General features: G+C 46.6%; 21 protein-coding genes and 2 pseudogenes. 10 read left to right on the top strand and 13 right to left on the bottom strand.

Features of this window, described 5'->3' with window-relative positions; all coding sequences use genetic code 11:
• Nucleotides 1-280 precede the first annotated feature (280 nt).
• The 3 genes from ACIFQM_RS08560 (at nucleotide 281) to ACIFQM_RS08550 (ending at nucleotide 2482) form a co-directional block, all read left to right on the top strand.
• On the top strand, nucleotides 281-1189 hold the full coding sequence (locus ACIFQM_RS08560) for a helix-turn-helix domain-containing protein (protein ID WP_430038366.1): 909 nt from the start codon (nucleotides 281-283) through the stop codon (nucleotides 1187-1189).
• A gap of 139 nt (nucleotides 1190-1328) precedes the next feature.
• Entirely contained in the window at nucleotides 1329-1622 is a 294-nt protein-coding gene (locus ACIFQM_RS08555) for a hypothetical protein (RefSeq protein WP_430065270.1), read from the top strand.
• A gap of 74 nt (nucleotides 1623-1696) precedes the next feature.
• The gene (locus tag ACIFQM_RS08550) at nucleotides 1697-2482 is read left to right on the top strand and encodes a hypothetical protein (RefSeq protein WP_430047264.1); all 786 of its coding nucleotides are present in this window, start codon (nucleotides 1697-1699) and stop codon (nucleotides 2480-2482) included.
• A gap of 80 nt (nucleotides 2483-2562) precedes the next feature.
• Here ACIFQM_RS08550 and ACIFQM_RS08545 read toward each other — a convergent pair whose 3' ends face one another.
• Complete coding sequence (locus ACIFQM_RS08545) at nucleotides 2563-3651, bottom strand: site-2 protease family protein (protein WP_430038371.1); 1089 nt, start codon at nucleotides 3649-3651, stop codon at nucleotides 2563-2565.
• A gap of 173 nt (nucleotides 3652-3824) precedes the next feature.
• On the opposite strand from ACIFQM_RS08545, the gene ACIFQM_RS08540 reads away from it, so the two are divergent.
• Nucleotides 3825-7187 (top strand): SNF2 helicase associated domain-containing protein, encoded by a 3363-nt coding sequence (locus tag ACIFQM_RS08540; RefSeq protein ID WP_430065268.1) that lies wholly within the window; start codon nucleotides 3825-3827, stop codon nucleotides 7185-7187.
• A 153-nt stretch (nucleotides 7188-7340) separates the two neighbouring features.
• Here ACIFQM_RS08540 and ACIFQM_RS08535 read toward each other — a convergent pair whose 3' ends face one another.
• The 3 genes from ACIFQM_RS08535 to ACIFQM_RS08525 all read right to left on the bottom strand — a co-directional run bounded on the left by ACIFQM_RS08535 (nucleotide 7341) and on the right by ACIFQM_RS08525 (nucleotide 9473).
• On the bottom strand, nucleotides 7341-8291 hold the full coding sequence (locus tag ACIFQM_RS08535; RefSeq protein WP_430038375.1) for a ring-cleaving dioxygenase: 951 nt from the start codon (nucleotides 8289-8291) through the stop codon (nucleotides 7341-7343).
• Between the two features lie 46 nt (nucleotides 8292-8337).
• Nucleotides 8338-8964, bottom strand: coding sequence for a nitroreductase family protein (locus ACIFQM_RS08530; protein ID WP_430038377.1), 627 nt, complete (start codon nucleotides 8962-8964; stop codon nucleotides 8338-8340).
• Nucleotides 8965-9101: 137 nt separating this feature from the next.
• Nucleotides 9102-9473, bottom strand: coding sequence for an MmcQ/YjbR family DNA-binding protein (locus ACIFQM_RS08525; protein ID WP_430038379.1), 372 nt, complete (start codon nucleotides 9471-9473; stop codon nucleotides 9102-9104).
• Between the two features lie 129 nt (nucleotides 9474-9602).
• Here ACIFQM_RS08525 and ACIFQM_RS08520 point away from each other — a divergent pair, with 129 nt between their 5' ends.
• From ACIFQM_RS08520 to ACIFQM_RS08510, 3 genes are all read left to right on the top strand, one after another.
• A complete protein-coding gene (locus ACIFQM_RS08520; RefSeq protein WP_430038381.1) occupies nucleotides 9603-10484 on the top strand; it encodes a metal-dependent hydrolase in 882 nt (293 codons plus the stop codon).
• Nucleotides 10485-10874: 390 nt separating this feature from the next.
• Entirely contained in the window at nucleotides 10875-11216 is a 342-nt protein-coding gene (locus tag ACIFQM_RS08515) for a 3-methyl-2-oxobutanoate hydroxymethyltransferase (RefSeq protein ID WP_430047260.1), read from the top strand.
• Nucleotides 11216-12139: a ketopantoate reductase family protein gene (locus ACIFQM_RS08510; protein WP_430038478.1), complete on the top strand. Its 924-nt coding sequence runs from the start codon at nucleotides 11216-11218 to the stop codon at nucleotides 12137-12139. The genes ACIFQM_RS08515 and ACIFQM_RS08510 overlap by 1 nt, the downstream gene beginning before the upstream one ends.
• Nucleotides 12140-12206: 67 nt before the next feature.
• Here ACIFQM_RS08510 and ACIFQM_RS08505 read toward each other — a convergent pair whose 3' ends face one another.
• From ACIFQM_RS08505 to ACIFQM_RS08475, 7 genes and pseudogenes are all read right to left on the bottom strand, one after another.
• The gene (locus ACIFQM_RS08505; RefSeq protein ID WP_430038384.1) at nucleotides 12207-12770 is read right to left on the bottom strand and encodes an NADPH-dependent FMN reductase; all 564 of its coding nucleotides are present in this window, start codon (nucleotides 12768-12770) and stop codon (nucleotides 12207-12209) included.
• 98 nt (nucleotides 12771-12868) lie between these two features.
• Nucleotides 12869-13876 carry an AI-2E family transporter gene (locus tag ACIFQM_RS08500; RefSeq protein ID WP_430038385.1) on the bottom strand — a complete coding sequence of 336 codons (1008 nt, stop codon included), beginning with the start codon at nucleotides 13874-13876 and terminating at the stop codon, nucleotides 12869-12871.
• Between the two features lie 56 nt (nucleotides 13877-13932).
• Nucleotides 13933-14100, bottom strand: a pseudogene (locus ACIFQM_RS08495) (phosphate-starvation-inducible PsiE family protein); the annotation flags it as partial.
• A gap of 67 nt (nucleotides 14101-14167) precedes the next feature.
• Nucleotides 14168-14662 (bottom strand): DedA family protein, encoded by a 495-nt coding sequence (locus ACIFQM_RS08490; protein ID WP_430065266.1) that lies wholly within the window; start codon nucleotides 14660-14662, stop codon nucleotides 14168-14170.
• A gap of 6 nt (nucleotides 14663-14668) precedes the next feature.
• Nucleotides 14669-15193, bottom strand: coding sequence for a CDP-diacylglycerol--serine O-phosphatidyltransferase (gene pssA, locus ACIFQM_RS08485; protein ID WP_430065264.1), 525 nt, complete (start codon nucleotides 15191-15193; stop codon nucleotides 14669-14671).
• 24 nt (nucleotides 15194-15217) lie between these two features.
• Entirely contained in the window at nucleotides 15218-16987 is a 1770-nt protein-coding gene (locus ACIFQM_RS08480) for a sensor histidine kinase (RefSeq protein ID WP_430065262.1), read from the bottom strand.
• The gene (locus ACIFQM_RS08475) at nucleotides 16984-17664 is read right to left on the bottom strand and encodes a response regulator transcription factor (RefSeq protein ID WP_430038393.1); all 681 of its coding nucleotides are present in this window, start codon (nucleotides 17662-17664) and stop codon (nucleotides 16984-16986) included. The genes ACIFQM_RS08480 and ACIFQM_RS08475 overlap by 4 nt, the downstream gene beginning before the upstream one ends.
• A 195-nt stretch (nucleotides 17665-17859) precedes the next feature.
• Here ACIFQM_RS08475 and ACIFQM_RS08470 point away from each other — a divergent pair, with 195 nt between their 5' ends.
• On the top strand, nucleotides 17860-19203 hold the full coding sequence (locus ACIFQM_RS08470) for a glycoside hydrolase family 30 protein (protein ID WP_430047256.1): 1344 nt from the start codon (nucleotides 17860-17862) through the stop codon (nucleotides 19201-19203).
• A 155-nt stretch (nucleotides 19204-19358) separates the two neighbouring features.
• Entirely contained in the window at nucleotides 19359-19748 is a 390-nt protein-coding gene (locus ACIFQM_RS08465; RefSeq protein WP_014279676.1) for a winged helix-turn-helix transcriptional regulator, read from the top strand.
• A 73-nt stretch (nucleotides 19749-19821) separates the two neighbouring features.
• Here ACIFQM_RS08465 and ACIFQM_RS08460 read toward each other — a convergent pair whose 3' ends face one another.
• The gene (locus tag ACIFQM_RS08460; protein WP_430065260.1) at nucleotides 19822-20289 is read right to left on the bottom strand and encodes an Lrp/AsnC family transcriptional regulator; all 468 of its coding nucleotides are present in this window, start codon (nucleotides 20287-20289) and stop codon (nucleotides 19822-19824) included.
• 280 nt (nucleotides 20290-20569) lie between these two features.
• On the opposite strand from ACIFQM_RS08460, the gene ACIFQM_RS08455 reads away from it, so the two are divergent.
• Nucleotides 20570-22090 carry an MFS transporter gene (locus ACIFQM_RS08455; RefSeq protein WP_430038399.1) on the top strand — a complete coding sequence of 507 codons (1521 nt, stop codon included), beginning with the start codon at nucleotides 20570-20572 and terminating at the stop codon, nucleotides 22088-22090.
• 196 nt (nucleotides 22091-22286) lie between these two features.
• Here ACIFQM_RS08455 and ACIFQM_RS08450 read toward each other — a convergent pair.
• Nucleotides 22287-22616, bottom strand: a pseudogene (locus ACIFQM_RS08450) (phenolic acid decarboxylase); the annotation flags it as partial.
• Between the last annotated feature and the right edge of the window lie 127 nt (nucleotides 22617-22743).

The raw sequence follows: 22743 nt of genomic DNA, 5'->3' as shown, positions 1-22743 counted from the left end.
GCTAAGGGTCATTGCCAGTCATGCGAACCTGTCCGCTCTGCGGTACATTCGGGATATAGCCTGCAAAGGCCAGCGCATACCCTATGCGGATTGATGTTGTTTCCATAGTTACTCCTGATTTCGAAATGGAATCGTTTTCAATCAATCCTTATATAAGTGCTCTCTTTTATATAAAAGCTTATATTATAGGATTTGTAAACGCTCTTTTATTATAATTACATGTTAGGTACAATAAGATTGTCTAAGCGGTGTAAAATTTGCCCTAATCGAAGGTGATCTGATGATATTGAATTCTGGAGTAGACCCAGCTCTGTTCGAAAATTGCCATTGGCTTCCTAACATTGACTGGAATGTAAAGTTTTTTGGCGCTCATATTCACCGGGTAAAAGCAAACTGGTGTATGCCAGAAGAGTCACATATCGGTTTTGAAATTGTACTGATTTTGGAGGGTCGTCAGGAGACGATCATGGAGAATAATGTGTATTCGGTTGGTGTCGGGGATATTCTGATCATTCCACCGGGATTCAAGCATGTGAGTCAATGTGCTTCCCCGGACGGGATGTATTATTTCAGTACCCATTTTAATATAGATGATCCGTTATTCCGTCAGGAGATGATTAAGAGCAACCAGCTTTTTTTTCCAGCCGGTACTGAAACGAACATAAAGCTGCAAAAGATCGTGCACAGCTGGATTGGCATGATGCAGGAGAACGGAACATATACGACAGCGGATCGTTTTCGCATGCAAATTGCCTTGTTTGAGCTGTTCGGGATATTCTCGCAAATGATTTCTACCGGGATGGAGCCTACGCTTTCGCCCTCATCCGTTCAGTATGCCAAGGCCATTATGGAGGCCATCCAATCCAGGTTCAAGCCTTATCGGGATGATGAATCTGCCGAGCCGACGTTCCGCATTGAATATGTGGCAGCCTCCCTCGGAATCAGTCCCGGATATGCACAGGAGGTATTCCGCAAGGTATACGGCTATTCGCCGCGTCACTACCTGTCGGAGACGAAGCTGCACGAGGCGAAAGTGCTGATCCAGCAGCCCAATCTGCCGCTGAACAAGATAGCCTCCCTGCTCGGATACTCCAGCTTGGCTCATTTCAGCAGACAGTTCAAGCGCTGGACCGGCACCAGTCCGCTCAAATACCGCCAAACACTAGGCCCGGTTACTGAGCAGGATTAAGGTGATTACAGTTGGAGTACAAAAGTCTCTTCAAAGGGATTTACAGAATAAAATGTTCTAAAAAATGTCGTAAGCTCTTAATTGTTCAAGAGCTTACGACAGATTCAACAATGGAAGTAATCAAAGTGTAAAAATGAATTTGGAAACGGAATCAAAAATGACTGGCGAAGTAACTGGAACTATAAAATATGGTTTTTCAGCAGTTGCAGAAGGTGAGATGAGTTTAAAGATCGGTCAGGAATATAGAAAGAAAGTTTCCATTGACGTGACCATTAAACCTTGGCATACTGCTGAATTAAAAAGCGCTGCAAGAGGTATAAAAAGAAATTATGAGTATACAGATACGGGATGGTTCGGAGATACCAAATACACAGCTTCAAGTTATGATAACAACGGCGGTGTAGAATACTGGCTCTATGATAATCCACGCTAATTTAAAATAATCTGATTACATACCCTCCTCGAAATGAGGAGGGTTTACCAATTACAAAAAGAGGTGAATACATATTGAGACTACGTTTTATTCTAATCACCATGTTGGTGCTGACTCATTCTATTTTTTTATTTGGATGTACCAACACTAGCCAAGAAAAAGTTATAAATAAATCAGATGAAACTATAAACACTCAATTGGAATATATACGACAAGTACGTGTACGTGAGAATAGTTATTTTATTTTCAATTCTCATGATGATAGCCCTCAAAAAATTAAGATTAGTTTCCCCTACAGAATAGAAGACCTAAACATTAAAAAGGCATCTTTATTATTAAATAATGAAGTTGTATTAGATAATGTCAAAATAACTATGATCAATGAAAATGAATTGACTGCAAATATCAATTTCATTCCTGAATTTAATGCCATTGAGGCCCTTCTTGAGGATGGGAGAATTGTACGATTAAATCCTGGTCAATACTACTTCGAAAAATTCAAGGAGGAAAATTTAAATGATTTTGAGAAACAAATTCTTGAAGTTAAGAATTTTCATTTGAAATTCAAAAACGGACACTTGCTGGTAGATATCATACTTCCTCAAGATAACAACTCCAAAATAGAATATCTGCTTCCTTCTCACATTAGAAAGTATGCGTCTGATTTAAAGTTCTCTCATCATAAAACAGATCATAACTCCGTTCAGTATACGTTGGAAGCCAATATATCCCACGATATTCTTCTGGAAAACAATGTGGATTCAATCACTTTTGATATTGGGATCATTCAAAATCACAAAAATAACAGGTGGTTCCTAATTAAAGGAAAGGTACCCGTAGAAGCTTCTGATTTTAAATAATAAAAATATAAGATATCCCTTATCTAATAAAATTGTAAAAGGCGCAGGTTAAAAATAGCAAAATTCCGCGCCTTTTTTCATTACAGCCTTACATCCCCTATATGCTGATGCACCACATACATCATCCCCATCAAGAACAAGGCCAGTCCCAAATAACCCATCCCGAATTTCCAGCGTGATGACGTGGGTACCTCATAATATTTATCATTTTCAAACGGAAGGTAGTCAATCTCACACAGCAGTTTAAGCTGATACGCATCCGGTGTCGGGATATGCTCCACACCATTCAGCCTTACATCCTGGACAAGACACTGCTGTGGCAGCAAAAGCGTCTGCTCCACATCCAGACTTTCCATATACACCGTCACATATTGCTGTCCTTCCAGATCCGAGTAGGTATTAAAGGATAGTCTACGGGTATGCTCCGGTCCGGGTAGCGGGTATCCTTGCTCATACAGATGCTGTACGTTAACTAGCGGCTTTTGCAATGAAGATAGGAGCTTGACCTCTCCTTTATTGCGTTTAACATATTTTTTGTACAAATCGTAGGCAAAGAGCGCCCATATCAGGAAAAATAAAAAGGATTTTAAATACACAATGACGACGATTCCACCCAACAAGCCTACTAGCCACAACCACCGCGTTACTGCCGTGGAAATTCGTCCGCCGTCGAGCGGGTGAATCGGCAGCAGATTGATCAGATTCAGAAAAAAACCAATATACGCCAGTGCATACAATAGCGGACTGTCCGTTGCGTAGGCTCCCGCGTATACCACCATAGCCCCAACCGTGCCCAGTAGCGGGCCGCCCATCGCCACATACGCCTCTGTTTGCGCATCCAGGGGATGCCGTTTCATCGTAATCAGCGCACCCAGAAAAGGGATAAACAACGGTGCCGATACCGGAAGTCCTTTCCGCTTGGCAGCCCATACATGCCCCAGCTCATGCACGAACAGCAGCAGCACAAAACCAACCGCAAAGCCCCACGGGTACAGCAGCGCGTAGAAGCCAATCGTCGTCGCCATAGATAACAGCGCACCGCCGAATTTACCGAATTTCAATAGAGCCAGCAACGACTTCCCCTTCAAAAGAAGCAGCGCCGCCGCACTGCCTAGATACCATTTGGATGAGCCGGATTTGGAATTAGCCTTTTTATCTTCTTCTTGCAAAAGCGTCCGCCTCCTTTCTATACACTTCCATTGTATCCTGCTATGTACAGCTTGTAAAAACAATATCAAAATATTCCAAACAGCGCCCAAATAACCATCCGCATGTGTCCACGATCACGCCTGTTCTGTTATCATAAAAGAAAACGGAACGACTCAAGAGAGGATTGCGAACCATGAGCTTTGAACTTACCCGGCGGGTCATTAGACAGCTATGCAGTCAAGCCGCTTATGACGACGGGGACGCCTATTATCGGGCCAAAAGAGTGGCCTTCACCCAAATAGATCATGATGATGGTGTGTATGAGGCTACGATCAAAGGAAATCGCTTCTATGCCGTTGCCGCTATGATCCGTCCTAACGGCAATATCCGCGCAGAATGCACCTGTAGCACATTTCAAACCACCGGACGGTATTGTAAGCATATTACTGCTGTTCTTATTAACGTCTATGAAATGCTGAGCGGAAAAAGTCTGTCTGTGCGTTCTTATGCTTCCAAACTCCATTCGGACATGACCCCAGACTCAGTAGAAGGAACTGAAGCAGACGGAATCTATACTGCTGCCGCTGCTCCGTATGATCACGCCCGGACGGCACGATTCTCCGGTATCACGCAGAGCGACCTCCAGCTGACGGACAGTATGCTAAAGCTATTCAGCAGCAAGAAGCCGCTTCGCAGCACCCTTACCCTGCTGGATACCCGCGCTATTCTGGATTTTCAGTTTGTGATTCGTCCCTTTGCCTATGGTTACCAAAAGTACATGTTTGGTATAGAAATGAAAGCCGGGCCCAAACGATTGTATATCGTCCAGAAAATCCGTCCGTTTCTCGACAGTATTGATCGTGGCGACAGCTACATGTTTACGAGAAACTTTTCATACGAGCCTCAGTTGTACCGATTTCGACTCGAGCATGACGCTATTCTTCAACAGTTGGTTCAGGTTCGTCGTAATGAGAGAATGATCCGGGAAACCTCGGGTACGTATTCGTCCTCTGGCAGCCATATGAGTGGAGAACGGATGCTGCTCATTCCACCTGCGGCCTGGGAAAAGCTGCTCCCCTTGCTGGCAGCAGCACAGGGCGTCCAGTTTGAAATTCACGGAAACACAACCGAGGGTATTCCTCAGTCGGACAGCATGCTTCCGCTGCAATTCGAATTCGATAGAGCCGAGACTGACACCGAGGGCTACCAGCTAAGCATTCAAGGGCTGGATGATCTGACCATTATGGAGGACTACGGCATCGTCATTGCCGATGGCAAGCTCGTAAAGCAAAAGAATGATCCGCTGCAACGTCTGTCCGAGCTAAAACGGATGGTCGAAGTCCATCATAAGCGGAGGATTCAGATTGCAGCGGAACAGATGGAGTCCTTTATGGATAAGGTTGTTCCCGGGCTGATGAAGCTTGGACGTGTCCACATGACACGTTCTGTCTCTGAGCGGGTTACACAGCAGCCTTTAAAGGCGAAGCTATATCTGGATCGGGTAAGAGACAAGCTGCTGGCTGGACTGGAGTTCCAATACGGGGAGATCATCGTGAACCCACTGGAAACCGACGAGCGGAAGCCCGACAACGACCGTATTCTGATACGGGACGGGGAGCAGGAACAACAAATTTTGGATCTGATGGAGCATAGCTCCTTCGCCAAAACTGACAGTGGATATGTTATGGAAGATGAGGATGCGGAATATGATTTTCTATATCATACAGTGCCACAGCTGGAAAAGCTGGTAGAGGTATATGCCACAGGTGCTGTTAAATCGAAAATAAACAATACCCTGCCCACCCCGAAGGTACGAGTAGAGCTGGACGAACGCACCGATTGGCTTGAATTTAAATTTGATATCGAGGGCATTCCGGAATCCGAAATCCGCCAGCTGCTAAAATCATTGGAGGAAAAGCGAAGATATCACCGCTTGCCGAATGGCGCTTTGCTACCGCTGGAAACAGAGGAATACATGGAACTGATCCGGTTCATGAACGAAACGGGAATTCGCAAAAGCGACCTGGATGCCGCACAAATTCGCATCCCCGTTACGCAAGGACTGTATTTAATAGATCCCCATGACCAAGGGAAGAACCTGACGCTGGGCAAAACGTTTCGCCAACTGCTGGAGAATATTCGTAATCCAGATCATCTCGACTTTCCAGTACCCGACACACTTGCACCGATCCTCAGAGATTATCAGGTTTACGGCTTTCAATGGCTCAAGACGCTGGCGCATTACCGTTTCGGGGGCATTTTGGCAGATGATATGGGACTGGGCAAAACGCTGCAAAGCATCGCCTTCCTCGTCTCCGTGCTGCCGGAAATCCGTAAGCAGCAGCTTCCAGCCATCATCGTGTCTCCTGCGTCACTGGTGTACAACTGGCGGAATGAGCTGGAGAAGTTTGCACCCCATATCCGTGTCGCTATTGCAGACGGCACCGCGGATGAGCGTAATCGAATCATTAGGGACGCAGCGCAGTATGATGTCATTATCACCTCCTATCCTCTGCTGCGTCGGGATACGGACTTGTACGGCAAGCTATCGTTCCACACGCTGATTTTGGACGAGGCGCAGGCATTCAAGAACCATGCCACCCAAACAGCACAGGCTGTGAAGGATGTAACAGCCCGTTACCGTTTTGCTCTGACTGGCACACCGGTGGAAAATACATTGGAGGAGCTATGGTCCATCTTCGATGTGGTATTTCCCGAGCTATTTCCCGATGGAAAAAGAGCATTTCACAATCTCACCCGGAATGTGATCGCCAAGCGGGTACGACCGTTTCTGCTGCGCCGCCTCAAGAGCGACGTCCTGAAGGAGCTGCCTGAAAAAATCGAATCCGTTCAGGTGTCGCGGCTCCTGCCGGATCAGAAGAAGCTGTATACCGCCTATCTGGCCAAGCTTAAGCATGAGACATTAAAGCATCTGAATGAGGAAGGCTTCCAGAAAAACAGGATCAAGATCCTTGCGGGTCTGACCCGGCTTCGCCAGCTCTGTTGTCATCCGGGCTTGTTCATTGAGGGCTACACCGGAAGCTCAGCCAAGTTTGAGCAGCTGCTTGAGATCATTACGGAATGCCTTAGTTCAGGCAAGCGGATGCTCATCTTTTCACAATTCACGACGATGCTTCAAATGATCGGACGTGAGCTTGCTCAGGAAGGAGTGTCCTACTTTTATCTGGACGGGCAGACTCCCGCTTCGGAACGTGTGGAGCTGTGTAGCCGTTTTAATGAAGGAGCACGCGATCTGTTCCTGATATCTCTGAAAGCAGGAGGAACCGGCCTGAATCTCACCGGGGCAGATACCGTCATCTTGTATGATCTGTGGTGGAATCCCGCTGTAGAGGAACAGGCTGCCAATCGCGCCCACCGGATGGGCCAGAAAAAAGTCGTGCAGGTGATTCGTCTCGTCACGCAAGGTACGGTAGAGGACAAAATGTATGAATTACAGCAAAAAAAGAAAAATCTCATTGACCAGGTCATCCAGCCGGGACAAGAAACCCTTTCGGCACTGACCGAGCTGGAGATTCGTGAGCTGTTAATGATCTAGACAGGTTTACCGCTATGAAGCCGAACTTTTAAGACAGCTCATGGAGTATGACCGCACTGGAAAGATCCAAAAGCGAAAAGGTCCAATTGCGGTAGAAGCACCCCGCAATTGGACCTTTTATTACTTATCCTGATGTGTCGTGGTCTATCCTAATTAATCCTGCTTCAATACTCTAACTTCAACGGGAACCAGATGAGACTCAATCAGGGAACGCTGTGACTCAAACCACTCTGGCAGCATCAGCTTGTGACCCAATTCATTCAATTCCTCATCTACAGTGAAGCCGGGCGGATCGGTCGCAATCTCGAACAAAATACCACCTTGCTCGCGGAAGTATACTGCATTGAAGTATTGGCGATCCACAATACCGCTCGTCCCAAAGCCATGCTGGCGAACCGTTTCGTTCCACACCTGATGCTCCGCATCGTCCTGCGCACGCCAGGCGATATGGTGAACCGTACCCGCACCACCGTTGCCCCACGGTACATCTTTGACCGGAATGTCGATCAGATTGCCCAAATCGCCAGTCGCCTGATAGCGAATGTAGCCTGCATCTGCATCTTCTCCGATGGGAGTCATGCCCAGAACGTTCTCCAGCACGCCTTGCGTATGCTTGGAATTAGCACTGAACAGCACGGCGCCGCCAAAGCCCTTGATCGCTTTATCCGCAGGCACGCCGCCTGCTGTCCACGTGTTCGCCGGGCCTCCTTCCCGCTCCACCAGTTCCAAATGCAAGCCCTCATTGTCTCGGAGCTGAATGAATGACTCTCCAAAACGAGTGGCCTTCGAGAAAGACACCTTCAAGCTGTGCAGACGATTTTCCCAGTATTCCAAAGCACCGGAAGGTATGACATACGTCGTAATTCCAACCTGTCCGCCCCCAATCTTACCCCTGCGTGTACCCGGCGCCGGAAAAAAGGTAATAATCGTTCCTGGGCTACCTTGTTCATTACCAAAATACAAATGATATACTTCAGGAGCATCAAAATTAATCGTCTTTTTAATTAATCTCAATCCAAGCACGCCTGCGTAAAAATCAACATTGCCCTGCGGATCTGCTGCAAAGGACGTGATATGATGAATTCCTGCTGTTTTCAATGACATCTCAGTCACTCCTTTTCCTCATCTAATCTGATTTTATTTATACATTTCAAAATCCGTTGTAGCTGACAAATTGCCCAACTGGCTTACGGTATCCACGTGCACGCTGACCAGATACATCTTCTTTCCCCAAGGTAATCAGCATAGCTGGCACAAAATTTTCAGGAATATTCAATACTTCCCGTACCTTCTCCGGGTCAAAACCGATCATCGGGCAAGTGTCCCAGCCTTTGTCCTTGGCAATCAACATAAATTGCATGGCAGACAGGCTGGCATTACGAATCGCTTCTTCTCTTTGGAAGACAGTTCCCCGTTCGCGATAGAATTGGGTTACCGATTCCACCGTGCTGTCATATTCCTGCTTGCTCAGGACGCCCAGGTTCAGAAACCCTTCATTGAGGTCAGCTACTTTCGTATACGCCTCGGTATCCCCCAGTACCACAATGGTCGCCGAAGCCGTTAATATTTTATACTGTTTACTTGCCTCATCATGCAGTCTTTGTTTCACATCCGAATCCTGAACCACGATATAGCGCGCATGCTGTAAATTAAAAGCCGATGGAGCAAACTTCACCAGCTGAAATATCTCTTCCAGTTCTTTTTGATCTATTGTTACATCAGGAATGTATTTAGAAGCTGATCTTCTCTCTTGAATAATATTCACCAATTCGCCCATGTTCCCGTTCCACTCCTTAATATTATTTTTAAATCAATTATCTTTAAATTAAGAATATATCTTTACGTGTTTTCTGTCAAGTAAAAATGTTCGATCTTCAAGCCTCTTATTGATCCCACACTTTAACCTCACACCTTTCACAGATCGGTTGCCCGTATTCTCATTGTAATGGCTTCACGTTGCGCTTTGGTCAAGCTTTTGAAAACCAGCTCGTACGAATGGTCTATCATGCTGTACAAATCCTCCAGCGGGAAAGTAGAATCGACCGTTACCGTGTTCCAATGCTTTTTATTTAAATGATATCCCGGCTTTATCGCCTCGTTTTGCTCACGCAGGTTTTCCGCAATAACCGGATCACATTTCAGAGATACTTGGCAAATACCGTTCGCTTCTCTCAGGAGAGCAAATACTTTGCCTCCCACCTTCAGCGCCAGTGGCTCAGGACCAAAAGGGTAATCCTCTATCGCTTCTTTTTTGCCTAGACCATATGCCACAATCTTCTCATACATCAGTATTCTCTCCTCTGCTCAGTCATCATCCTATGAAGCTATTTGTGCCCTATTATATCACCTCCGCACTCTCCAAATACACCAGGACCATGCTACAATTAAAGTATCTGTGCCAAAAGGAGAGTCATTATGGATACTATTACACATACACTGTTCGGCTTGGCCTTATACGGCGCAGTCAAGAAGGAGGACATGACGCGCAGGCAAAAGGGCGCACTGCTATTCACCACCGTTGTTGGCTCGCAAATCCCTGATATAGATGTGATTTCTGCGTTGTGGGATGTGTCGGGGCGATACCAGATGTGGCACAGGGGTCTTACCCATTCACTGTTCCTCGTTCCCGTGTGGGCGGCATGTATTGCCCTGCTGGTGCGCTTGCTCTTCCGACAATCCGGCTGGCGGTGGTTTGGAATATCCCTGCTGGCGGTGTTCATTCACGATACGAGCGACCTGTTTAACGCTTGGGGCACGGGGTATTTTGAACCTTTCTCGCAGATGAGAGTGACCTTCGGGACGATTCCGATTGTGGACCTTGTTCTATGGGCGTTGATGCTGGCGGGGTTCCTCTATGTCCGCTTCCGGCGTTCTGCTCGAATTTCCTCGATGGCCGTCTACCGGATCGTCTGGGTGCTGATGGCGCTGCATTTCACCGTCCAGACTGCCCAAGGCATGCTCATTCTGCACCAGCAAAAGACACAAGCACCTTATGAGCAGGCAGCGCTATCTGCCGATTTTGTCCCGGGTGTGTTCACTGTGATTAGCAAAAAGGACTCCGTAGTCACCCTGAGTAAAGGCTCCCTGTGGACAGGCTTTCGTACAGTAACAAAGCTGCCATCCCAGGACCAGGCTAATCTGGATGCGCTGTTTGCCAGCAATCCAAAGGCACAAACGCTTGTGCAATGGTCGCCCTTCGTGGTCGTTGTAGACGACGGAAAGCGTCTGGGCGTATACGATCCACGTTTCTATCGAGAGGGTCAATCCTTTCTGTACGAATTTATCGACCGTCCATGAGTTCGTGAGCTCGTGCAGGTCTAAAGATTTAACTATATTTTATATACTGTATCTGCAAGCTGAAGCCCTTTCGCTTCCCATTAGGAAGTTGGAAGGGCTTGTTCTGTTCGTATTGCAGAGAAAGTTATGCAAGAACCCTATATTTTGATATACTTCCGTGAGAGGCTGTATCGACAACTTCGAACGGTACTCTAGTTTAGTGTAATTCAATATGTAGATGTGTGAGCCTATGGAGGTGAACTCGTTGGATTTTGCTCTGATCCGCAAGGACCGAGACAAAAGAACGGTCGCAAATTGACTCTTTTTTTGCCTTTCGGACCTTTTCGGCCATGTGCTGAAAGGTTTTTTTTGTGATCTAAAACATAGATAGGGAAAGGATTGAATGTAACCATGGCAACTCCAAAGGCGCTTAATATTTTGCAATTGAAGAAAATGAAACGAGAAGGTTTACCTATAAGCATGATTATGGCATATGATTATCCGTCTGCTGGTTTGGCTGAGGTAGCTGGTGTAGTCTGCCATGACATGCTGCAATACTCCTCTTCTTACCGGGAGAAAAAGTTCGTAAAAACATATTCGGATATAGGTACTCTGATCCGCGACAGCATCGGGCAATATGTCAAGGACGTGAAGGACCGTTCTTTTCCGGGCGAAGAGCATGTTTTTAAGGCAGATGAGAACATAGTAGAACGACTGTACGGGAATGCAAAAGTAAAGGCAGGGACCCTATGATGCGAATTTTGATTGTAGGTGCAGGGGCTATTGGAGGCTACTTCGGAGGACGTCTTATTCAAAAAGGAGAAGACGTAACCTTTTTCGTACGTCCTTCCAAAAAGTCTAGTTTGAAAGCAAACGGTCTGATTGTTAAAAGTGTTCATGGGAATTTTCACACGCCAATCCGTGCTATTACATATGGTGAAGCTGTCGAGCCGTTCGACTGCATTATCGTTGCGGTCAAAGCGTATCATCTGCCCCAATTGCAATTCGATCTTGAGCCCTATATCGGTGAACATACCATGATTCTTCCGTTACTTAACGGTTACGAACATTTTGACTCTTTACGCAAGCAATTCGGTCCGGAAAAAGTGCTGGGAGGACTTTGTTATATCGAAACTACGCTAGATCATGATGGTTCTGTCGTTCAGACAAGTCCATTCCACCGTATCGTCTTCGGTGAATGGAACGGCGTGCAATCAGAGCGTACACAAATACTGCTGAATCATCTTGATCATGCAGGCTTCATAGTCACACGAAGTCAGGATATCCAGCGTGAAGTTTGGCAGAAATATATATTTGTTGCCAGCTTGAGCGGAATCACAACACTAATGGATACCTCTGTCGGGACTATACTTGCCACGGCAGAGTCACGTGCTATATACGAAAAGCTGCTGCATGAGATGGTCACACTTGCTCGCAACGCAGGGATACCGATTGATTCAGAGATGGAAGCTCATACATTGAAAACGATGGAGTCCTTACGACCAGAGATGATGTCATCCATGCAACGTGATATGCATAAAAAGCTTCCGATTGAAGCGAGTCACCTGCATGGTTCACTTCTTGCATTGGCTTCTGGCAGTAATGATGCATATCCGATACTTGAAACGGTATATGCCCGATTAAAGGTATATGAGAGCTTATTGGATACTATCTAACATTTGATTAAGTTAAAAAGCAGATCCTTCCATGATGTGTTCATGAAGGGTCTGCTTTTGTTTTACTCTATACTGTCTGTCTCGAACAAGTTTGGTCAAGCCCTTGAAGTAATGCTTGTAACTCCTGCCTGGTTTCAGAATCGGTAATTACGCCTTCCTGATTTAGCTTCAATGTGATATGCGGAATCATGACCTTTCCATTTTCCACAATCTCGGCATTGATCATTTGCAGTGTTAGCAACAGAGAGGCATGGGCCAGATTCCCACCCATAGGAGAAGGTGACGCGCTAATAACTGCTGTAGGTTTATTTACAAATTCGCCCGAAGAAACGATCCAATCCAATGCATTTTTCAAAGTACCCGGAACACCATTCCCATATTCCGGCGTACAGATCAATACCCCATCCGCTTCTTTCAGTTGTTCCCGCAGCTCCTTGACGGAAGCCGGCCCGTCTTCTACATCCAGATCCGGGTTAAAATGAGGAAGCTCACCCAATCCGTTATACATCGTAAATATCATATTCTCTGGCGCTAACCCAATGGTAGCCTTTAATAAGGCTGTATTGGAGGACTTTTGACGAAGGCTCCCCGATATAGCCAGTACCTTGATTTTCTGATCCACCCATATCATCTCGTTTCCTTATTTAACTCGCAACATCTTTTGTACTCAGTGTACTACAGATAGCCCAGAATTAAAAAATGCCTGCGGCTTCGCAAGCATTCGTCAAATCAGGTATCCTTCTCTTGCTTGCGCTGTACCCCGATCAGATCGAGGAAGAAGACAAACAGCGGGATACCAACAATCAAGCCCCAAATTCCAATCAGATGTTCAGAGAAAATTAGGACGACAAAGGTAAAGAAAATCGGTAAATTGGTTTTGGATGACATCAGCTTCGGATTCAAGTAGTAGGCTTCAATCGCATGGATCACCACAATCAGAATAATCAGGTAGATGACATAATGAATGCCTCCGACGCTAAAGGCAATCAGACCGAGCGGCAACAGTGAGATGAACACACCTGCCACCGGAATCAGACCCAATACGAAGATGATCAATGCAAGACCGAGCAGATTGGGAAAACCCATAATCCAGAGCGCAATCGTGGTCAATATACAGTTAATCAGTGAAATCAGCAGTTGAGCCTCCAGCACCTTCCCGAACGTACCCAGGAACATGCGGCCAAAGTGACCCACTTCTTCAAAAAACCACCCCAGCTTGCTATGCTTAAACGTAGCTGTAAAGCGTGTAATATAGGATTTTTCCATCAGGAAGAATAAGCTCAAAATTATCGACACCAGCAGTTGTGTGCCCAGTTGACTTACTTTCATGACTGCATTCAAGCCAGGCTCAAATAGCCGTTGAACATTCAGCGTATCCATAAATTCAATAATCGTTTCGTTCCATTGGTTACGATCCGGGTACATATATGCTTGCTGAATCATGAGGTACACCTGCTTGACCTGCACGCTAATCAGCGGCACCATCCGATAAACTCCCCATATGATGATCAGAATCAGCAATACGTACACCAGTAGCAGCACAATCGTAGGCGGCACATTGGCGAACCGCTTAATCAGCTTGCTCACTCCGTTATATATACTGCCGATCAGGATCGTAAGCAGCAGCGTTAACAAAATAATATTCATCATGCTTCTTAATAAAAACAACGCCAAAATGATTATTGCAAGGACGGCTACCCGTCTAACACCCGCATGATTCATCCAATTTCTTACCATTCGTCTTTATTCCCTCTCTCCTTCTTGACTGTCAACCTTGTAATCTGTCCTAACGATTAGCTTTCTCTTTTTAACCATTTACTGTTAGCGATCAATAGAGAACCTACCATGACCAGGATGGCAATGGACCACCAAAATGTATTCTTGGCATCATCGTGATCTACAATAATGAGCCTGATGACAGCCGTAATGCCAATATAAATGAAATAACGTAAAGTAAAATGGACCATGTTTCTTTATTATATTATCGGTGGAATACATGAAAAATGCTACATTACTTTTGGTATAACCTTATTGAAAGTGTATATTCGCTCCGGTAATATAACCAATCGAGATAAAAATAAGGGTCCATACGAGAGAGCCCGCGCTTGCGACCAGTATATATTTTCGAACAGGCATTGCGCTAATTCCAGACAAGTAGCTTGTCACATGCCTGACGCCCGGAATGAAATAACCGACCAGAAGGGTCCACAGCCCGAAGCGTGCAAACCACCCCTTCACCCTTGCAAACCGCTTCGGTGTCAGCCCGACCCACTTGCCGTGCTTATCCACTAATGGCTGTCCCAGCTTTTTGCCGAGCGTGTAGCTGATCATCATGCCTGTCATGGCCCCCATAAAGCTGACCAGTACAGACATTGAATAATTCAGTACCATAATAGAGGACAGATAGCCGACAAAGACCATAATAATTTCATCAGGAACTGGAAGACCGATAATCCCGAGAGCAAGAAGTGCAAAAATAGCAATGTACCCGTATTGTGTAATCATGCTCATGGCCCACTCCATAGGGTGCTACCTCCTGATCGGTTTTTTTTTGAAGGACGGGAACGGAATACGGCTAATCATCAAGAAAGACAGCACTACCATGAGCCCAAGCAATAATTCGGGTCGCAAATGCTCACTCCATAAAAACATAAAGGATAAAATAACGCCCGCAGCCGTAATGGGCATGCCTACGAAGCCTGTACTAAAAGCCATCAAGTTGAATCTTGCCAGCCTCACTGCACCGCATATCACAAACAAAACAGCCACAAGCGGCCCCATCCAATGTGTACCTCCCAGTTGGTAGAACAAGGTCAAGAAAGCAGGAGCAACGCCAAATGAGACCACATCTGCCAGCGAATCGAGCTGCTTGCCAAAATCACTGGAGCAATGCAGCAGCCTTGCCAGCAAGCCGTCTAGCACATCCCACAAAGCAGCCACCATAATTAGAATAAAAGCGGTCATATATTGTTCATGAATCGTGTAAAACAGGGATAGTACCCCTGCCCCCAGTTTTGCCATCGTGCATAGTGAGGGCAACCAATTCCATTTCATAGTGCTTGACTCCTTTGCCATAGCTTAACCTCCGAATATGACGACAAAACGAACACCATCCCTGGTATTCTCCGCCCTATAGCGAAAATCGTGCAAATCCAAAATCCGTTTGACGATCGACAGTCCCAGTCCGGTTCCCCCTGTCTGACGGCTGCGTGAAAGCTCGGCCCGGTGAAACCGTTCCCAAATCTGCTCCAGCTGATCGTCGGGAATCGTTTCTCCTTTATTTTCAATGGAAAAGGTATTGATTTCCCCGGAGCCTTCGATACGGATCGTAATCGAGCTTCCTTCCTCGGCATGCCGGATGGCATTGATGACGAAGTTGAAAATCACCTGCTCCAGCCATCCGGCATCGGCATGAATCGGCAGCTCATTAGCAGGGATAATGACTGCTTCCAGATGCTTTTCCTTTAGCAGATGGAACAGCTTGTCCACGACTTCCTCCACCAGCTCGCTCAGTATAAAGGTCGTTTTGCGAAGCTTGAGGGTACCGGATTCCAGCTTGGCGAGGTCCAGCATATCCTTGACCAGTCGCTCCATTTTGTCCGCTTCCTCCACAATCACCTTGATATAGTGGTCCTGCTTCCCGGCACTAACGCCATCCTGTAGCCCTTCGGCGAAGCCTTTAACAATACTAAGCGGGGTCTTCAGTTCATGAGAGGCACTGGAAAAAAAGTCCTGCTGCACAGCCTCCATCCTCTGTTTCTGCTCCATGTCCTCAACCAGTTGCTGGTTAGCCTCCTGAAGCTCGCGCAACGCGGTGTCCAGGTTCTGGGACAGGGTATACATGCTGTAGGACAGGCTGCCCAGCTCATCATTTTGCCTTATCGGTGTATGGGCTGTAAAATCGAGCTTAGCCATCCGCTTGGCGGTTTTGTTCAAGGCAATGAGCGGGCGGGTCACCATTCGGGAATAGAACAAGGACAAAATAAGAATCAGCGCAAAACCCCCGATGCCCAGGTACAGATAGAACCAGCGCAGAGCTTCATTCGTCTCGCTGATTTCCTGCAACGATGTCACTGTGAATAGCAGGTCGATCTCTCCGGTGCTTTGTCGCACAGGATGGACAATGACCGCATTACGCACACCCGTCCAAGGCTCCGTCCACTCTTCCTCCAGCACTTCAAAATTCTTGAGCTTCTCCAAATGAGTCTGCGACAAAGGAAACCATTCCTCCAGCGCACTAAACAGCAAGCCTTGCCGCTGGCTCCAGGTTTTCAGATCCGGCAGCACAATTTCGGTCACCGTACCGGACAGCCTTACTCTCCCCTCTGTGCTCGACGCTTCCGAGGTGGTTCCTATATGTTTGGAGCCAGGCTTTTGAATGCCTGCCGGATAAATGAAATAGGCAGAAGAGATGCCGTCAGTTTCCAACACTTCACCTTCAACGGTTAATGAGTCACCCGACTGAATCCGGGCTGCCCTCAGCTCATCTCCAAATTGGCTCATAAACAGAGACAGCGATATTTTAACGATCTGCCCGTCTGCTTTTCTGAGATTGATGTGGAATGGGTCATCCAGCTTTACTTTGCCGTCCAGCGTGACAATAGCTAGCTGGTTCTTATTCTGAAGCATAAAGCGAGCTGCCTCCCGCGAAACCCTGTCCGAGCCCCAAGCTTCCCTGACATAGCTCTGACTGAAGCTTTGCAAACGGCTTTCCACACGTCCAATCTTCTGCTGCTGATAAAATTTTTCAAAAAACAGCAATTGGCACAAAATCACCATGCCGTAAAAACAAAGAAAAAATGCAACGGTCATAATGAACAACTTAAAGGTAACTCCCCGTTTGTTCATTCTTCCTCCTCAAATCTGTAGCCTGTACCAAAAACAGTCCGGATATGGCGTGATTCACGGCCCAGCTTGCTTCTCAGCTTTTTGATATGCGTATCCACGACCCGCGTGTCTCCTTCAAAGTCGATTCCCCACACCCGGCTAAGTATCGCATCCCGTGAAATGACCATACCTTTGTTATGTATAAGCAACCGCAGCAGTTCATACTCCTTGGGCGTCAGCTCGACTGCCGCCTGATCTACCTCAAGCCGATGAGCCATCGTATTGAGAATGGCTGTGCCGAACCGCAGGACATGCGACTCAGGCAGCACATGGCCCTCCACCCTTTTCATCAGCGCGTTCGCGCGGGCGATTAGCACCTTGGGGCTAAAAGGCTTGGTAACGTAGTCATCTGCTCCCAGCTCAAAGCCCAGTATTTTATCATCATCACCGGATTTGGCGGTCAGCAAAATGATCGGCACCCCGGAACGGCTGCGAACCTGACGGCATACCTCCCAACCATCCAGCTCCGGCATCATAATATCGAGTATGATCAGGTCGGGCTGCACCGAATCAAACCAAATTAGCGCATCTTTTCCATTGCCTGCTTCATAGACTTCCCAATTATTCTGTTTAAAATAATCCGCAATGACTTCACGGATTCGAATTTCATCCTCCGCGAGAAGAACCCTTTTTTTCAATTGATTTACCTCTTTCGGTCATTCTAGGACATCAGCATACCAAAGACATGTGTTCTTAATGTGTTCTTGGCACTTCGGATCAGCAGAATACAGCTTGGATTAGGGCAAATTTGTCTTGGCTCAGACCATCTCACCTCCTATGATCCTACCCTATAATAAGAAGAGATACAAAAAGCGTTCACAGGAGGGTAATACATGACCAATCAGACCATTCAGTGGTTTTCCACTTCCAAAGCTCAAGCTTGGCAATCCCGATCTCATCATCTTAGCGAAACTCAAGCACAGGCCAACCTGACCATCACGGGGGAAACGCATCAGCTCGTCGAAGGCTTTGGCGGCTGTTTTAATGAACTGGGCTATGTGGCCTTGAACCATTTGGAGAGCGACGAACGGGAGCAGGTGCTTCATTCTCTCTTCCACCCGGAGGGTGAGCACAAATTCACGATTTGCCGACTCCCTATTGGAGCCAGTGACTACGCGCTCGAATGGTACAGCCACAATGAAACGGATGGCGATGTGGAAATGAAGCATTTTTCCATTGAGCGTGATCAGCAGTATCTCATTCCTTTCATTCGGGAAGCGTTACAGCTTAACCCGGACTTGAAGCTGTTCGCTTCACCCTGGAGCCCACCGACATGGATGAAATCGCCCAAGGCTTACAATTACGGCACATTGCGCTGGGAAAAAGATATTTTGAAAGCGTATGCATTGTACTTCGTTAAATTTGTACAGGCTTACCGCGAGGCAGGCATTACAATTCATCAGGTCCATGTTCAAAATGAAGTCATTGCCGATCAAAAATTCCCTTCCTGTGTATGGACCGGAGAACAGCTGCGTGCATTTATCCGCGACTACTTGGGCCCTGCCTTCGAGGAGTACGGACTGGATACGGAAATTTGGCTGGGTACCATTAATGCGCCCGATCCGTGGGAGGAATTAATGAAGAAAACATCCACCGGATTCGATGAATATGCCCATACCGTGCTGAGTGACCCGGAGGCCTACAAATATATTAAAGGCGTAGGCTATCAGTGGGCAGGTAAGAATGCCATCCAACGCACCACTGCCAGCTACCCAGAGCTTCGTTACATGCAGACAGAAAATGAGTGCGGGAACGGAGAAAATTCGTGGGACTACGCCAAATATGTATATAACCTGTACCAGCACTACTTCACCAATGGCGTGAATGCTTATATTTACTGGAACATGGTCTTGGAGCCGAAGGGCAAGAGCACATGGGGATGGGAGCAAAATTCGATGATCACCGTTGATCCGGCGGATCGTAAGCGTACCCTGAACCCGGAATATTACGTGATGAAGCACTTTTCTCATTTTGTATTGCCGGGTGCGAGACGCATTGGACTCCATGGATCATGGACGGGAAATGCCGTTGCTTTCCGCAATGCTGACGGACAAACGGTAGTGGTCATTGCCAATCCGTTCCACGAATCGCGTGTGCTGAATCTGTCCGCTGGAGAGGCTACACATCATTTCGAGCTGGAGCCGGAATCATTTAACACCATCGTCATTCCTTCTTAACCGTCGCAGGCTTCTCAACTGTTCGTGCAGCATCACGTGTCACTGTCCGGTCCGTCCGTATCCAAAAGTATGGTTAGTTTCCAAAATGGATGTATCCACTTTTGCGTATAGTAGCCATAAATAGTATACTTGGAGTAACTACGGACAGGAGGTCGATGAACATCACTACTGTAAAAGACCGGATTGATTTGAAGCTGATTAATTGTGATAAGGAATTGACCCTCGCCGTCATCGGCGGGAAATGGAAGCTGATTATTTTGTGGCATCTCGGCTTGGAAGGCACCAAGCGGTTCGGTGAACTGAAAAAGCTGATCCCCCACATTACGCAAAAAATGCTGACCAACCAGCTGCGCGAGCTGGAGGAGGATAAACTCATTCTTCGTAAGGTCTATCCTGTCGTCCCTCCGCATGTGGAATACTCACTGACCGAGCATGGCGAAAGCCTGATTCCGGTACTGAGAGCGATGTACGATTGGGGATCAAACTATCGCGAGAACGTGATTTGGAAAGAAGAAGAAGCGATTCAGGACGTAACGCCCGTTTAATCAGCTTAACTATACATTTTCGTGATGAAGACAATCCTGGGATAGGGATATCCGGGGTTGTCTTTTTTCATTCTTAATCTTTTTCTGAATGAGCAGCTCCACTTGCTTCTTCCAGAGAATGAATGAGAAGTCTATGCTCAATCGGTGACGACATGACAATCAGGCTCGTGTAGGTTCCATACTTATCGCACTGGTTACTAAACTCTTCCAGGGTGTGCGTTGAGTTGGTCACTACTTTTAATAAATAACTGTGATCTCCGCTTATACGGTGGCACTCGGCAACATGTGGAGAGGTATGGACAAAATCAAGAAATGCATGGCAATCTCTAGTCCGAAACAATATAAAGGCTGCCGTATCCTTGCCTATTTTTTCAGGAGAGATGATAGTGCGATACTCCTGAATAACCCCTTTTTCTTCCATTCGTTTAACTCGTTCTGTTACAGCAGGTTGGGACAAACCCACACATTTTCCTAGCTCCGTCATTGAAAGCCTTGCCTGACTTTGAAGATAAAAGAGGATTTGTTTGTCTATATAATCCAATTTTGATTTCCCTCCTTTAAATTTAATGTTTATATGAGAAATTCATTTAATTACTTTGTATTATCATCATAATGGATTGATTGTGCTATGTAAAATGAATGATTGTGATTATATAATAAAACTCACATCTAAAAGGTGAACCAAACCAGAAAAAATAGAGAGGATGGCTGACCTTGAGCAAATACGTTTTAAATAAGGCAGGAGCAATAAATGAGGTGCAATATTATAGTTGCGCTGGCGGATGTCCAGACGGTGAACAAAAGTCTGGGGGGACCTCTCAGTGAGCCTACCCTTCTCCCGCAAAAATATATTTGCATTGGCTGCTATATGCTTGTCCGCATTGATGTTCGGCCTCGAAATTTCCAGTGTGCCAGTGATACTACCAACTCTGGAAAAAGTATTGCAGGGCGATCTTAAGGATATGCAATGGATTATGAACGCTTACACCATTGCATGTGCCACAGTTCTGATGGCTGTTGGAACGCTGGCTGATCGGTATGGAAGGAGGCGTATTTTTATAATCAGCCTCGTCTTGTTCGGTATTACATCCTTGATTTGTGGCTTGGCGCAAAGCACATCGGTTCTGATCATCAGCCGGTTTCTTCAAGGGATAGGTGCGGGTGCGATGCAGATTTGCCAGATAGCAATTCTTTCACATCGGTTTCAGGAAGGACAAGAACGCAGCAAAGCCTTTGGCATATGGGGGATCGTGTTCGGTATCGGCCTCGGTTTTGGTCCTATCATCGGCGGCATGATCGTGGCCGTGCTGAACTGGCATTGGGTTTTCCTGGTCCACGTTCCGTTGACCATCCTCACTTTGATTCTTGTTTTCGGTGGCATAGAGGAGTCCAGAGATCCGCAGGTGAAAAAGCTGGACATTATCGGCATCATCACGCTTTCGTTGACAGTTTTTGGCCTTGCATACTTTATCACGCAAGGGCCGGAACTCGGCTTTACCAGCAGAGCATCCATCACCATCCTTGTTGCAGTAGCCATAAGCTTCATTATTTTTCTATTTGCGGAAAAGCTCAGCGCCCATCCAATGTTTGACTTTTCCGTATTCAAGATACGTAATTTCTCTGGCGCTCTCCTTGGCTCCATCGGCATGAACTTCAGTTTCTGGCCGTTCATGATCTATCTGCCGATCTATTTCCAGAGTGGCCTGGGTTACGGTATCATAGCCTCCGGACTGTCTCTCTTGGCTTATGCGCTGCCCACCTTGGTAATTCCGCCTCTGGCAGAGCGTTTTTCGCTCCGCTATCAGCCGCGCATAGTCATTCCATCAGGTATGTTCATCCTCGGTATGGGCTTCATTTTGATGAAATATGGCAGCAGCAGCGATCACGCCAGTTGGTTGACCATGCTCCCTGGCTCCTTGTTGGCTGGTATTGGGCTTGGCTTAACCAACACACCTGTGACCAATACGACTACCGGCTCTGTCCCGAGTGCCCGTGCAGGCATGGCTTCCGGTATAGATATGAGTGCCAGATTCATCAGTCTAGCCATCAACATCGCTGTGATGGGATTCATCTTGCAGGAAGGTATTCTGTCTTATTTGAAGGGTGCCCTTTCCGGGACTCTCAATGCAGTGCAATTGCGGTCTGTAGCCGAAAAAATAGCTGCCGGAAATACTGTATCGCTCAAGCAGAGTTTGCCAGAACTGTCCTCTCTGGATGCGTCTGGAGCCGTCGTCCATGCAGCGCTTGTGCACGGCTTTGGCTTGATCATGCTCTACGGCGGTATGGGTGTCTGGGTTCTAGCCGCGATCAGTTTTATGATTTTTGGATCTAAGAGAGCATAAAGACAATCCCCGGGATAAGGATATCCGGGGTTGTCTTTGTGTCAATATAAAGGACTATCGGCAAGATAATAAAAGAAACGGGTGCAAGTATCCGCTTATTACATCTGCTGTGACGTATGATTCTCCAATCCACACAACAAAAAGCCTGAGACTGCTTATCAAAGACCCAGGCTTTGCACCATCAGCAAATGTTTGATTATGCTGGCAGCTTACCTGCACGAATATCGTCTGTCATTCCTGCGTAGGGCGCTTGAGAAATCAATTCTTCGTTGTTTACACCCGCATTTTCTATGAATGTAATATCTGCAAATTCAGGAACAACAAATTTAGGATAGGTTTCGTATTTTTCACGTGATTCTTCCATCAGCGGAATAAAATCGTTCTGATAGCGTACAGTGATTTCCGGATGCTCATGAACCCATTTAGGGAAGAAAATAATGCCGTACATTCGTTTTTCCTCTGGCATAAAGTTCAGGGAAACGTCAGTGCCTGTTGGTTCGGTCCACGATACTTTGTACACATTCTTAAAGCTTATGTACAAGCCTCCAATAATAATTTTTGTGTGGTGATTCACCCTTCTCGCTTCAGAAAATATACTGTTATATCTGCGAAGCGGGGCGATGATCCACTTGTCACCTCTACAGTAGAGAGAA

Origin of the sequence: Paenibacillus sp. NRS-1782 (assembly GCF_050467685.1) — a bacterium.
GTDB lineage: Bacteria > Bacillota > Bacilli > Paenibacillales > Paenibacillaceae > Paenibacillus > Paenibacillus terrae_A.
This window is presented reverse-complemented; position numbering and strand designations above follow the sequence as displayed.